The 12,821-nt window shown below is 74.7% G+C and carries 9 protein-coding genes; 2 read left to right on the top strand and 7 right to left on the bottom strand.

Features of this window, described 5'->3' with window-relative positions:
* Positions 1 to 12 precede the first annotated feature (12 nt).
* A complete protein-coding gene (locus ABIH81_RS13605) occupies positions 13 to 1,476 on the top strand; it encodes an SDR family oxidoreductase (RefSeq protein ID WP_349880583.1) in 1,464 nt (487 codons plus the stop codon).
* A 26-nt stretch (positions 1,477 to 1,502) separates the two neighbouring features.
* Here ABIH81_RS13605 and ABIH81_RS13600 read toward each other — a convergent pair whose 3' ends face one another.
* From ABIH81_RS13600 to prmC, 4 genes are all read right to left on the bottom strand, one after another.
* A complete protein-coding gene (locus tag ABIH81_RS13600) occupies positions 1,503 to 3,611 on the bottom strand; it encodes a transglycosylase domain-containing protein (protein WP_349880582.1) in 2,109 nt (702 codons plus the stop codon).
* A gap of 112 nt (positions 3,612 to 3,723) precedes the next feature.
* Positions 3,724 to 4,335 (bottom strand): phosphotyrosine protein phosphatase, encoded by a 612-nt coding sequence (locus tag ABIH81_RS13595; protein ID WP_349880581.1) that lies wholly within the window; start codon positions 4,333 to 4,335, stop codon positions 3,724 to 3,726.
* Positions 4,336 to 4,980, bottom strand: coding sequence for an L-threonylcarbamoyladenylate synthase (locus tag ABIH81_RS13590; protein WP_349880580.1), 645 nt, complete (start codon positions 4,978 to 4,980; stop codon positions 4,336 to 4,338).
* Complete coding sequence (gene prmC / locus ABIH81_RS13585) at positions 4,980 to 5,927, bottom strand: peptide chain release factor N(5)-glutamine methyltransferase (protein ID WP_349880579.1); 948 nt, start codon at positions 5,925 to 5,927, stop codon at positions 4,980 to 4,982. Before prmC ends, ABIH81_RS13590 begins: the two co-directional genes overlap by 1 nt.
* Before the next feature lie 73 nt (positions 5,928 to 6,000).
* Here prmC and ABIH81_RS13580 point away from each other — a divergent pair, with 73 nt between their 5' ends.
* Positions 6,001 to 7,554, top strand: coding sequence for a GGDEF domain-containing protein (locus ABIH81_RS13580; RefSeq protein ID WP_349880578.1), 1,554 nt, complete (start codon positions 6,001 to 6,003; stop codon positions 7,552 to 7,554).
* Between the two features lie 68 nt (positions 7,555 to 7,622).
* Here ABIH81_RS13580 and prfA read toward each other — a convergent pair whose 3' ends face one another.
* The 3 genes from prfA to ABIH81_RS13565 form a co-directional block, all read right to left on the bottom strand.
* A complete protein-coding gene (gene prfA, locus ABIH81_RS13575; RefSeq protein ID WP_349880577.1) occupies positions 7,623 to 8,711 on the bottom strand; it encodes a peptide chain release factor 1 in 1,089 nt (362 codons plus the stop codon).
* A gap of 89 nt (positions 8,712 to 8,800) precedes the next feature.
* Positions 8,801 to 9,025, bottom strand: a complete 225-nt coding sequence (rpmE, locus tag ABIH81_RS13570) for a 50S ribosomal protein L31 (protein WP_013288272.1) — start codon at positions 9,023 to 9,025, stop codon at positions 8,801 to 8,803.
* Between the two features lie 244 nt (positions 9,026 to 9,269).
* Positions 9,270 to 12,710, bottom strand: coding sequence for a phosphodiester glycosidase family protein (locus ABIH81_RS13565; protein WP_349880576.1), 3,441 nt, complete (start codon positions 12,708 to 12,710; stop codon positions 9,270 to 9,272).
* Positions 12,711 to 12,821: the final 111 nt, after the last annotated feature.

The following is a 12,821-nucleotide window of genomic DNA, read 5'->3' as shown; positions in this document are numbered from 1 at the left end:
ACACTGGATGCCGTGAGATGCCTCGTCACCGGCGCTACCGGCTACATCGGCGGGCGCCTCGCGCCCCGGCTGCTGTCCGAGGGGCACACCGTACGCTGCCTGGCCCGCACCGCCGGGCGGCTGCGGGACGTGCCGTGGGCGGCCGAGGCGGAGGTCGTCGAGGGCGACCTCCGGCGGCCGGAGACGTTGCCGGCCGTGTTCGCGGGCATCGAGGTCGCGTACTACCTGGTGCACTCGCTGGGCCAGCGTGGTTTCGAGGCGGCCGACCGGGAGGCGGCGACGAACTTCGCCGAGGCGGCGGGCGCCGCGGGCGTACGCCGGATCGTGTATCTCGGCGGGCCGGAGCCGGCCGAGCGCGAGGGCCTGCCCTCGGCGCACCTGCGTTCCCGGGCGGAGGTCGCGCGGATCCTGCTGGACGGCGGCGTGCCCGCAGCGGTGCTGCGCGCCGCCGTGATCATCGGATCCGGTTCGGCGTCGTTCGAGATGCTGCGCTACCTGACCGAGCGGCTCCCGGCGATGGTCACCCCGCGCTGGGTACGCAACCGGATCCAGCCGATCGCGGTCCGGGACGTGCTGCGCTACCTGGCCGGCTGCGCGCACCTGCCGGCCGACGTCAACCGGGCCTTCGACATCGGCGGCCCGGACGTGCTGACCTTCACCGAGATGATGCAGCGCTACGCCCGGGTGGCCGGGCTGCGGCCCCGGGTCATCCTGCCGGTACGCCCGCTCACCCCGTCGCTCTCCTCGCACTGGGTCGGCCTGATCACCCCGGTGCCGAACGCGATCGCCCGGCCGCTGGTGGAGAGCCTGGTGCACGAGGCGGTGGCGCACGAGCACGACATCGCCCGGTACGTGCCGGACCCGCCGGAGGGGCTGACCGGCTTCGACCAGGCGGTCGCGCTGGCGCTGAGCAAGGTGCGCGACGCACAGGTGGAGACGCGCTGGTCGAACGCGAGCGGGCCGGACGCGCCCGCCGAGCCGCTGCCGTCGGACCCGCACTGGTCCGGCGGCACCGCGTACACCGATCTGCGGGAGCGGGCGGTGGACGCGCCGCCGGAGGCGCTGTGGCGGGTCATCGAGGGCGTCGGCGGCGAGCACGGCTGGTACTCGTTCCCGCTGGCCTGGTCGGTGCGCGGCTGGATGGACCGGCTGGTCGGCGGCGTCGGGCTGCGCCGGGGACGGCGCGACCCGCACCGGCTCCAGGTCGGCGAGGCGCTGGACTTCTGGCGGGTCGAGGAGATCGTCCCGGGTGAGCTGCTGCGGCTGCGCGCCGAGATGCGGCTGCCCGGGCGGGCCTGGCTGGAGATGCGCGCCGAGCCCGACGAGGACGGCCGCAGCCGCTACGTCCAGCGCGCCGTGTTCCTCCCGCACGGCTTGCCCGGCCACCTCTACTGGGCCTCGGTGGCCCCGTTCCACGCGGTCGTCTTCGGCGGCATGGCCCGCAACATAGCCCGAGGCGCCGAACACCCCGGCTGACCGCCCCGCCCGGTGGGGCGGCGGGGTCAGTTGCCGGTTCGGGGGCTGGTGTGCTGGAAGGCTACGGCCTGGCCGGGCGGGACGAAGTCGCGTACCGGCTCGTCGCGCAGCGACCACGCGAGGATGCGGCCCACGGCGGCGATCTGCCGCTTCTGCACGCCGCCGCCGACCGCGTCCCGGGGGTCGTCCGGGTTCGCGGCGATCGTCGCCACCGAGAGCTGCGGGGTGAACGCGACGACCGTCTCGGTGGCGTTCCGCTCCGAGCTGCCGGTCTTGCCCGCCACCGGCCGGCGCAGGCCGGGGGCCAGTTCCTCGGCCGTGCCGCCGTCGCAGCGCCGGTACATGGACTGGTCGCCGACCGGGCAGCGGCTGGCGTCGGCCGCCGCGCGGGCGACCTCGGTGTCGAGCACCTGCCGGCAGTCGGTGTTCCCGGCGGCCACCCTCCGTCCGGCCGGGTCGGTGATCGAGGTGACCGGCGTGGGCCGGCACCAGGTGCCCTCGGCGGCCACCGCGGCGTACGCGCCGGCCAGGTCCAGCGGCGTGGTGGCGGAGACGCCGAGCGTGAACGGTCCCCAGCTCTCGGCGCCCTCGCGGGCCATCTCGGCGTCGGCCGGGGCGCGGAACACGATGCCCAGCCGCTGGGCCATCTCGACCACCCGGTCCGCGCCGACGCGCTCGGTCAGCCACGCGAAGTACGTGTTCACCGAGCGGCCGAACGCGTCCCACATGTCCCGGTCGCCGTCCATCCAGTAGGTGTTGGCGTTCGCCGGGCACCACCGGCCGCCGCAGCTCGCCGGGCCGGCGCCGACCGGGTACTGCGTCACGTAGACGCGCGGCGCGTCGAACTCGGTGTCCAGCGGCAGCCCGGACTCCAGCGCGGCCAGCAGCGCGAACAGCTTGAACGTGGAGCCCGCCTGGTAGCCGGTGATGCCGCCACCGCCGGCCACGAGCTGGTTGACCGTGTTCGGGTAGTTCTGCTGCCCGTCCGGGTTGGCGGTCGTGCCGTAGGTGCGGTTCACCGCCATCGCCAGCACCCGGCCGGTGCCCGGCTGCACGACGGCGGTCGGCGCCGCCCGCGCGATCGTCTCCGGGTAGATCTCCCGCACCTGCTCGCTCGCCTTGGCCTGCACGTCCGGGTCGAGCGAGGACACGATCTTCCAGCCGCCGCGGCGCAACGTCCGCTGCCGCTCGTCGACGTTCTCGCCGAACGCCGGCTGGGCGTTCCACCACTGGGTGAACCAGTCGCAGAAGAAGCCCCAGTCGTTGTGGTCGGCGGGCACCGCGGCGCAGTCGTTCGGCGTGGCGTTGGGCTTGAGGGCCAGCTCCGTGGCCTTCGCCGCCTCGGCGTCGGCCGCGGTCACCCGTCCGGTCTCCACCATCCGGTCCAGCACGTACGCCCGGCGCTGCCGGGCCGCGCCGGCGTCCCCGTTGATCGGGTCGTCGGCCGGGGACCGGACCAGCCCGGCGAGCAGCGCGGCCTTGGCCAGCGTGAGCCGGTCCGGTGTGGTGGAGAAGTAGCGCTTGCTGGCGGCGGCGATGCCGTACGCCCCGGCGCCGAAGTACGCGATGTTCAGGTAGCGCCCGAGGATCTCGTCCTTGCCGATCTGCCGTTCCAGCGTCAGCGCGTACCGCATCTCGCGGATCTTGCGCCCGACGGTGATCTCGGTGGCGGCGGCGCGCTGCTCCTCGGTCAGGCGGGGGTCACCGGCCAGCGCGTTGCGCACGTACTGCATGGTCAGCGTGGAGGCGCCCTGGCGGGTGCCCTCGCGGCGGTTGGCCGTGAACGCCCGCGCCACGCCGCGCACGTCGACGCCGTGGTGCTCGTAGAAGCGCACGTCCTCGGCGGCCACGATGGCGTCGCGCATCACCGGTGCCACCTCGCCGACCGGCACGTCCACCCGGTCCTCGACGTAGAACGAGGTGATCAGCGTCCGCCCGTCGTTGGCGTACAGGTTGGAGCGCTGCGCGGGCTGCGGCGTCTTGAGCGCCTCCGGCAGCGCCGTGTACGGCATCAGGTTCTTCACGCCGAGCCCGAAGACCAGCGCGGCCGGCAGTGCGGCGGCGGCCAGTGCCAGTCCGGCGAGCACGCCGGCGAGCACAACGGTGAACAGCTTGTCGAGATAGGCCCGGTTCATCAGCTCTCCCCGCAGGAGCCGGCCGTACGGACCCGTTCAGAATGACCGGAATGCCCGCTTTCGCCGACACCTTCCGCGAAATGCGCAGGAAGTTCGCGAGAAAGGATGAATCTCAGGGCAGCAGCGCGGCAGCCAGCGGCTGCACCGTCTCCTCGATCTCGTCCGCGACCCGGCTGAAGCACTGGTCGCCCCGGCCCCACGGGTCGTCCAGGTCGTCGGTGGGCAGCGCGGTGGCGTTCTGCCGGGCCGCGTCGGCGGCCGCGACGAGGGCGACGCCGCGCGCGTACACGGCGTCCGGCGTCGGCTCGGCCGGCGGCAGGGCGGACCGGTCCAGCCCGCCGAGCAGGCGGCCGAACTCACCGAGGACGAACGTGCGCGCGGCGGCGTCCGGCCGCAACGCCACCACGTACTCCTGCTGGTCGGCGGTGGCGGTGAGCACCAGGTCGGCGGCGTCGATCAGGTCGGAGCGCAGCCGCCGGGCGGCGAACCCCTCGGTGTCACCGCCGCGCGAGAGCACCTGCCGGGCGGCGGGCGGGTTCATCTCCTCGCCCGCGTGCCAGCCGCCGGTGCCGGCGCTGTGGCTGTGCACGAGCGCGTCCGACCCGGCCGGGTCGACGTCGAGGCGGGCCAGCCGCTCCCGGATCGCGAGCAGCAGCAGCCGCTCGGCCATCGGCGACCGGCAGATGTTGCCCATGCAGACGTGCAGGACGGTGAAGGGCGGCACTCAGACCCCCCGCTCGTCGAGGATGTCCGGCACGACCTCCCGCAGCTTCACCAGCGTCACCGCGCCCTCGCGCAGCACCCGCGGCACGTCGCCGGTCAGGTCGACGATGGTGCTCGGCACCGGGTCCACCGCCGGCCCGGCCTCCAGGTACGCCCGGACGCCGTAGCCGAGCTGGTCGCGCGCCTCCTCGGCGGTGAGCGCGGCGGGCTGGCCGATCTTGTTGGCCGAGGCGACCGCCATCGGCCCGGTCTCCCGCAGCACCTCCAGCGCGACCGGGTGCAGCGGCATCCGCACCGCCACCGTGCCGCTGTTGTCGCCCAGGTCCCAGGCCAGGCTCGGCGAGTGCTCCACCACGATGGTCAGCGCGCCGGGCCAGAACGCCTCGACCAGGTCGCGGGCCGCGCCGGGCAGCGAGAAGACCAGGCCGTCGAGCGTGTGCCGGGAACCGATTAGCACCGGGGGCGCCTGCCGGGCGCCGCCCTTGGTGTCCGCCAGGGCCTTCACCGCGTACGGGGTGAAGGCGTCCGCCCCGATGCCGTAGACCGTGTCGGTCGGCAGGACGACGAGTTCCCCGTTCTTGACCGCCTCGATGGCAGCGGCGATGCCGCGGTCCCGGTCGGCGGGCGACCGACAGTCGTAGAGCATCACGAGGAGTCAGTCTGCCACGCCGGGGCCGGGTCGTCGTGGGTGCCGTCCGCCCGCCGGGACGCGCTCGCCCAGCGGGGCCGCCCGGCGAGGTCCCGGTGTTCCGCGACGTGGTCGTAGCGTCCGTCTGCGCGCAGCAGCGCCGGCACCGCCGCCGCGTGCGTGTCGTCGTGCTCGATGCCGATCGCGCCGCCCGGGCGCAGCAGCACGGCGGCCCGGCCGACCACCGGCCGGATCACGTCCAGTCCGTCCGCGCCGCCGAACACCGCCTCGTCCGGGTCGTGCCCGGCCACCTCCGGCGGCACCGGGACCGACCTCGGCACGTACGGCGGGTTGCAGAGCAGCACGTCGACCCGTCCGGCCAGGTCGGCCAGCAGGTCCGGATCGGTCACGTCGGCGGACACCACCTCGATCGGCCGGTCCCCGGCGGCGGCCCGGCCGGCCGCGTTGCGCCGCAGCCACGCCAGCGCGGCCGGGGACCGTTCCACCGCCACCACCCGGGCCCCCGGCACCTCCTGCGCGACCGCGAGGGCGATCGCGCCGGAACCGCTGCACAGGTCGACCACGAGCGGCTCGGCGTACTCCCGGGCCCGCTCGATCCCCCAGCCGGCCAGCAGCTCGGTCTCCGGCCGGGGCACGAACACGCCCGGCCCGACGGCCAGCTCCAGGTGCCGGAAACCGGCCGAGCCGAGCAGGTGCTGCAACGGCTCCCGGGTCACCCGCCGCCCGACGAGCGCGTCCAGGCGGTCGCGCTGCGCCGGGGTGAAGCCGTCGGCGAGCGCCAGCCGGCCACGCGGCACCTGAAGGACGTACGCGGCGAGCTGCTCGGCCTCGGCGCGGGGCGCCTCGACGCCCGCCGCGGCGAGCGCGCGCGCCACCCGGGCGATCACCAGCGAGGGGCGTTCGCGTTCTGTCCCTTCGGACGGGTGTTGCGGGAGTGCGGTCACGCAATAATCATGAGGCGTCCCGGCCCGCCTCACGAGCGGGTGCGTCCGGGCGCACACCGCAGGGAGGTCGCGAGTGGGCTGGCTCGACCAGGTCGAGGACCAGGTTGACGCTCTCCGACGCGCTCGGTCACTCCAGGAGGCCAGCCGGTCCGCGGAGGCGTGCGCCCTGCTCGACCGCGTCATCCGCACCACCGACGACCCGTACGCCCGCGCCGACGCGCTGGTGCAACGCCTGTCCGCGCTGATCAATCTCGGCCGCACCGCCGAGTTCACCCGGGCCGTCGAGGACGCCTCCGCCGCCGTGCGCGACCTGACCGAGCCCTACCTGCACGGGCACCTCAACGCGCTGGCCGCGCTCGCCGCCCACCACCAGGGCGCGCTGGACAGGTGCGTGATGCACCTGGTCCGGGCCGCCCGCGCGCTCGGCGCCGACGACACCCCCGACCGGGACACCGCCTGGGGCTGGCACGACCTGGCGATGGCGTACTCGTACCTCAGCTTCCACGGCCACGCGCTCGGCGCGATCGAGCGCGCCCGGGAGGTCGGGCTCAGCGTCGGCATCCCCGAGGAGACGTTCGCCGCGCCCGGGATCCGGCTGCGCAACGCGGTCGCGCTCGACCACAACGGCGACAGCGACGGCTGCCTGCGGGTGCTCCGCGACGTCGCCGGTGACCTGGCCCGGTTCCTGCGTGGCGGGGGTGCCGGCAACCTGCGCCCGAGCAGCGTGACCGCGTACGGCTACGCCGCCGCCCGCCGGGCCGCGCTCGGCGACCGGGTGGAGTCCGCCGGGGACGCCGACCCGACCCGGCTGCTCGGCCACGGCGGTGACAGCGCCCGCGCCCGCGACCTGCGCCAGCTCGGTCAGGTCTGCCTCGCGGTGGCCGCCGGCCGCCCGATCGAGGCGGTCACCCGGCTGGACTCGCTGCGGGTCTCCGACGAGACGCTCGGCGCGGCCGAGGCGCCCCGGCTGCGCAGCGTCGCGCTGGCCCGGGCCGGTGACCACGCGGGCGCGCACCGGGCCGACCGGCACGCGTTCCGGCTGGCGGCGCGGCGCAGCGACCGGCTGCGGGACGTCTACATCGACGGCATCGCCGCCCGGATCGACCACGAGGAGATGCGCCGCGAGGCGGCCCGGTACGAGGGCGAGGCGCTCACCGACCCGCTCACCGGCCTGCCCAACCGGCGCCGGCTGGAGCGCTACCTGGGTGCCGTGGTGTCCCGGGGCGAGCGGGTGGTGATCGGCGTCTGCGACCTCGACGGGTTCAAGGCGGTGAACACCCGGCACGGCCACCACTCCGGGGATCTGGTGCTGCAACGGATCGCCGGGGTGATCAACCGGGTGATGCGGCGGGGCGACTTCGTGGCGCGCTACGGCGGCGACGAGTTCGTCGTGGTGCTGCCCGACACCGGCATGGCGGAGGCGGTCGAGGTGGCCCGCCGGATCGAGGCGGCCGTCCGCACCGAGGACTGGGAGTCCCTGGTCCCGGGCACGCCGGTCGGGGTGACGATCGGCTTCGCCGAGGTCGACGGCAGCACCACTGTGAGCGTCCGGGAGGCGCTGGGCGCCGCGTTCGAGCTGGCCGACCGGGAGATGCTGCACGCCAAGGCGCGGCTGCGGGCGAGCTGAGCGGTAAGGAGGGGGCCCTTGTTAACGCCTCCGGTAGAGGAAGGGCCCCCGCTTAACACCCCCGGCGGTCAGCGGCGGGACAGTTCGGTCTCGCCGGCCAGCCGGGCCGCGCGGTCCGCCTCGGCCAGTGCGTCGAGCACCCCGTCCAGCTCGCCGGCCAGCGCCAGGTCGAGGTTGTACGCGGTGTAGCCGATGCGGTGGTCGGTGATCCGGTTCTGCGGGAAGTTGTAGGTGCGGATCCGCTCGGACCGGTCCACGGTGCGGACCTGCGCCTTGCGGGCGTCCGACGCCGCCGCGTCCGCCTGCTCCTGGGCGGCGGCCAGCAGCCGGGCGCGCAGGATACGCATGGCCTGCTCCCGGTTCTGCAACTGCGACTTCTCGTTCTGGCAGGAGACCACGATGCCGGTCGGCACGTGGGTGATCCGTACTGCCGAGTCGGTGGTGTTCACCGACTGCCCACCGGGGCCGGACGAGCGAAACACGTCGATACGCAGCTCGTTCGGGTCGATGGTGACGTCGACGTCCTCCGCCTCCGGCAGCACCAGCACGCCGGCGGCGCTGGTGTGGATGCGGCCCTGCGACTCGGTGACCGGGACGCGCTGCACCCGGTGCACGCCGCCCTCCCACTTGAGCCGGGACCAGACGCCGTTGCCGCCCTCCGGCACGCCCTTGCTCTTGATCGCCAGCGAGACGTCCTTGACGCCGCCGAGGTCGGAGTCCTGCGCGTCGATCACCTCGGTGACCCAGCCGTGCCGCTCGGCGTACCGGGTGTACATCCGCAGCAGGTCACCGGCGAACAGCGCGGACTCCTCACCGCCCTCGCCGGCCTTGATCTCGACGATGACGTCCTTGGCGTCGTGCGGGTCGCGCGGGATGAGCAGTTCCGCGAGCCGTTCCTCAAGGGCCGGCAGGGAGGCGGCGATGCTGTCCGCCTCGGCGGCGAACGTCGCGTCCTCGGCGGCCAGTTCCCGGGCGGCGGCCAGGTCGGCGCGGGCCTGCTCCAGCTCACCGGCCGCCTTGTGCAGCGGGACCAGTTCGGCGTACCGACGGCCGACCCGCCGGGCGGTGCCCTGGTCGGCGTGGATGGCCGGGTCGGCCAGCCGCCGCTCCAGCTCGGCGTACTCGTCGAGGAGGGCGGCCAGGCGCTCACTGCTCATGCTGCGGATGCTCCTTGGAGACGAAAACCGGCGCAAACGGACGAACGCCCGTGCCCGGCAGGAGCCGGACACGGGCGTCGTCGACGGAGCTACTTGGCCTTCTTGGCCTGAACCTTGGCGTACTTCTGCTGGAACTTCGCGACCCGGCCGGCGGTGTCCAGCACGCGCTGCTTACCGGTGTAGAACGGGTGGCAGGCGCTGCAGGTCTCGACGCTGATGGCGCCGCCCTTGGCGGTGCTGCGGGTCGTGAAGGTGTTGCCGCAGGAGCAGCGGACCTCGGTGGTCACGTACTCCGGGTGGATGTTGGGCTTCATGTCGCCTCGGTCCTTTCGTCGGTGGTCGCCGGGTCGCCGTCGCTGCTCCCCGTCGTCACGACGGGCTCGGGCGTGAACCGGAACCGGTGGCCGATTGACCAGTCTGCCACGGGCGTCTTCCACCCGGCACAGGAGGTCCGCCACCCCCAACGCCGGCCCACCCGTCAGCATTCCCAGCCCCACCCCACCCACTCCCCCACCGGCCCGCCCTCCAGGCCGCCCTCACCCCGGCGGAGGGCGGGGGTCAGCGGGTCGTGGTCACGTGCGCCTCGGCCTTCACGCCGTTCACCGTCAGCGTCAGCTGCACCTGGGCGCCGGGGCGCACGGCGGTCAGCGTGCCGGTGGCCGGGTCGAAGCGGGCGGCGTGCCAGGGGCGTACGCCCGTCGCGCCGCCGATGTGCAGGTTCGGCGAGCCGGACCAGTCGGCGCTGACCGGCGCGGCCACCGGCACCTGCCGGCCGCTGGGCTGGGTGAGCGTGGCCGTGACGTCCACAGGCGCTCCCCGGCGCACCTCGGCGGGCGCGGTCACTGCGAGCCGGTCGACGTGGGCGTGCATCTCCGCGCTCACCCACCGCGGCCCCTCCGCCAGCGGGTCACGGCGGGCCCGCTCGGTCTCCCCCGGCGTCACCGGATCCACGCCGAACTCGGTCCAGCCGGTGAACCCGCCGAGCGCCGCCGGGGTGGACGGATCCTTGCCCGAGTTGCCGTTGATCACGTACGGCACGCCGTCCACCCGGTCGGCGTGGAACGTGCCGACGTGGCCGTTGACCATCAGCGCGCCCTTGCCGGTGCGGTGCTGGAAGTCGGCCAGCCACTGCTCGACCAGTGCCGCCTCCTTGCGGTCGCCGAGCTGGCTGGCCTCAGCCGGGCTCGGGTCGCGCGGCGGGTGGTGGAAGAACACCGCCACCGAACCGACCGAGCGGTCGGCGGCGGCCTGATCGAGCGTACGGCGCAGCAGCTCCACCTGGTCGAACCCGCCTCCGCGCAGCGACCCGGTGGCGGTGCTGAGCGTGACCAACCGGGTGCCCCGGTGGTCGAAGACGCGCGAGGTGTCCCCGAAGACGCTGCGGAAGTTGTCGATCGGTGCGCCCATGATCTCGTGGTTGCCCGGCACGTAGTGGTAGGGCACCTCGCCGCCCAGTTCCTCGTCCAGGATGCGCTTGGCCAGGGCGAAGTCCGCCGGGTAGGCGGTGTCCACGAAGTCACCGTTGATGATCAGGAAGTCCGGCCGGGCGGCGCGGACCTCGCGCAGCGTACGGCGGGCCTGGGCGACCAGGTCGCTGTCCGGGTTCGCGGCGACGAACTGGGCGTCGGAGAGCACCGCGAAGCGCCAGGGCGCCCCGTCCACCGTGCCGTCGCGCACCACCACCCGGTCGGTGCGGTTCGGCTCCGGCGGCGCCTGCACGTCCGGCGGTACCCGGGCCACCAGGTCGTCGATCACCACCTCGCTGCGGTACTGCTCGGCCGGGTCGGTCTCGGCCACGTAGAACCGGCGCACCCGCACCGGGTACTGCACGCCCGGCGGTACGGCGAACTCGACGTAGCGCCAGCCGGTCCAGTCCAGGTACGGGCCGCGCAGCACGAACTGGGTGTCCTGCGCGTCGTGCAGGTGCAGGCTGGGCCACTCGCCGGTGCCGTTGGCCTTGATCCACATACCGAACGCCTGCGGCTGGCCGGGGACGTCGATCCAGGCGGGCGGGTCGGCGTACGCGGCCCGGGTGCCGGTGGACTGGCTGAAGTCGTACGACATCCGCAGCCCGCCGCCGGTGTGCCCCTCGGCCGGGGCGACCGACCCGGAGGCGCGGGCCTGGCTGAACTTCCAGGCCGCCGCGTCGTCGAATCCGGCCACCGGCACGTCGGTGAGCCCGACCGTCACCGGCAGGACCGTGCTGCGGTTGCCGACCCGCGCGGTGACCAGCGCCGAGCCGGTCGCGGCGAGCGCCTTGACGGACAGGTTGCCGTCGGCGGTGGGGGTGACGGAGAGCAGGTCGCTGTCGTACTCCAGCGTCAGGTCGGCCGGCTCGATCGGTGCGGTGTTGCCCTCGGCGTCGTAGCCGACGACGCCGAACAGGCCGCTGTCACCGGCCCGGTCCAGGCCGACCCGGTCGACGGTGCCGTCGATGCGCGCCAGCGGACCGAGCACGGTCAGCTCGATCGTGCCCCGGGCCCGGCCGCGGGCGGCCGTGACCGTGCTGCGGCCGGGGACGGCGGCCCGGAACACGCCGTCGCCGTCCACCCGGCCGTGGGTGGCGTGCCAGCGCGGCTCGCCGGCGGCCGGGCCGTACGTCTCGTCGTATCCGGCCGCGGTGAGCCGGCGGGTGAGGCCGGGGAAGACCCGGTCCGGCCGGCCGCCGCGCACCGGCGCGACGCCGGGTGCGGCGGTCGGGTCGCTGGCGGTCTCCAGCCAGTAGCCGGTGAGCCGGCCGCTGCCCTTCGGGGCGTAGACGGCGAGCCCGTTGGGCACCGGCCGCTCGCTGCCGTCGGACGGGCTGTTCTCCACCTGGACCGTGGCCGCGCCCGGCTCCCGGGCCAGCAGCGTGGAGGAGCCGCCGCCGTCGAGGTTGAGCGCGTTCGCGGCGCCCAGCTCGGCCATCATGCGGCCCATCTCGGTCTGGGTGACGCCCCGGCTGTCCACCTGCCGGCCGTCCACCGTCAGCATGATCATCTTGCGGCCGTCGGCGGAGAAGCCGACAGCCGTCCGCGGGGCAAGCGACTGGTCGGCGATGGCCTGCACGACGCCGTCGCGGACGAGCACGTTGCCGCCGCCCACCGCGGCGCGCAGGTCGCCGCCGTCGGAGGCCCGCGGCCGCCAGGTCAGGTCCACCGCGTCGCCGGGACGCAGCGCGGCGAGCGCGTCGGCGCCGGCCTCCCGGCCGAGCAGCACGGTGCTGCCGGCCGGGATCGGCCCCTCGCCCGCCGTGGTGGCCACGCTCGCCACGCGGCCGCCGGTCACCGTCACCTCGACCGTGCGGGCCGCGCCCTCCACCGCCCGCTTGCGGGTGTACGAGCCCCAGAGCGGCGTGAACACGCCCACGCCGTCGCGCTGCACCATGTTGTTGAACTGGGTGAGCGGCACCGGCCCGGCGGGCAGCGTCGCGTTGCCCTCGAAGCCGACCTGGACCACCCGGCCGATGCCCTGGGCACTGATCCCGACGGCGTTGGGGTGCCCAGCGACGGCCGACTGCACCAGTTCGCCGGAGCGGACGCCGACGCCCTGGGCGGCTCCGGAGTTGTTGATGTCGAAGAAGTCGCCGTTCACCGCCGCGACGGCCCGGGACCGGTCCACCGCGGCGCGCAGCGGCTCGTCCTTGGTGACCTCGCCGGAGTTCACGTAGTCCACGGTCAGCCCGCCGGCCAAATCGGCGGTGAGGGCGTCGGCGCGCAGCCAGCCGGCCGCGTCGTACCTGTCGAAGGAGGTCAGGTCGAGGCCGGGCGCGACCGGCCGGGTGGTCTTGGCGGTCTCCAGGCCGCCGGCCGGCTCCACACCGGCGAGCGCGACGGCGGAGTCGGGACGGGACGAGGCGCGTGGCGCGTCCTCGGCGGCGGTGGCGGTGGCGGTGGCGGCCGACGGCGCGACAGCCGACGGTGCGGCGGTGGCGGCGGACGGCGCCGGCGCGGTGATGGTCAGCAACGGCGTCAGCAGCAGGACGCCGGCGAGGTGGGCGGGTCGACTGCGGGTTCGCATGGACGACAGTCAACCCGACGGTGAACAGAAGTTTCAATACCTCTCGGCTTAACCGTAGAAAAACTTCACGGTCGGCCGCCCGGTACGCGACGAGGGGCACGGCCGTAGCGG

This window comes from Micromonospora sp. HUAS YX12 (genome assembly GCF_040215685.1).
Taxonomy (GTDB): Bacteria; Actinomycetota; Actinomycetes; order Mycobacteriales; family Micromonosporaceae; genus Micromonospora; species Micromonospora tulbaghiae.
Note: the sequence above shows the minus strand (reverse complement) of the source record. Positions and strands in the feature narration are given on the sequence as shown.

Bases quoted from the DNA above. Each gene is read 5' to 3' on its own strand.
- ABIH81_RS13600 (WP_349880582.1), bottom strand. From the start codon at position 3,611: ATGAACCGGGCCTATCTCGACAAGCTGTTCACCGTTGTGCTCGCCGGC.
- ABIH81_RS13590 (WP_349880580.1), bottom strand. From the start codon at position 4,980: ATGCTCTACGACTGTCGGTCGCCCGCCGACCGGGACCGCGGCATCGCC.
- prfA (WP_349880577.1), bottom strand. From the start codon at position 8,711: ATGAGCAGTGAGCGCCTGGCCGCCCTCCTCGACGAGTACGCCGAGCTG.
- rpmE (WP_013288272.1), bottom strand. From the start codon at position 9,025: ATGAAGCCCAACATCCACCCGGAGTACGTGACCACCGAGGTCCGCTGC.
- ABIH81_RS13565 (WP_349880576.1), bottom strand. From the start codon at position 12,710: ATGCGAACCCGCAGTCGACCCGCCCACCTCGCCGGCGTCCTGCTGCTG.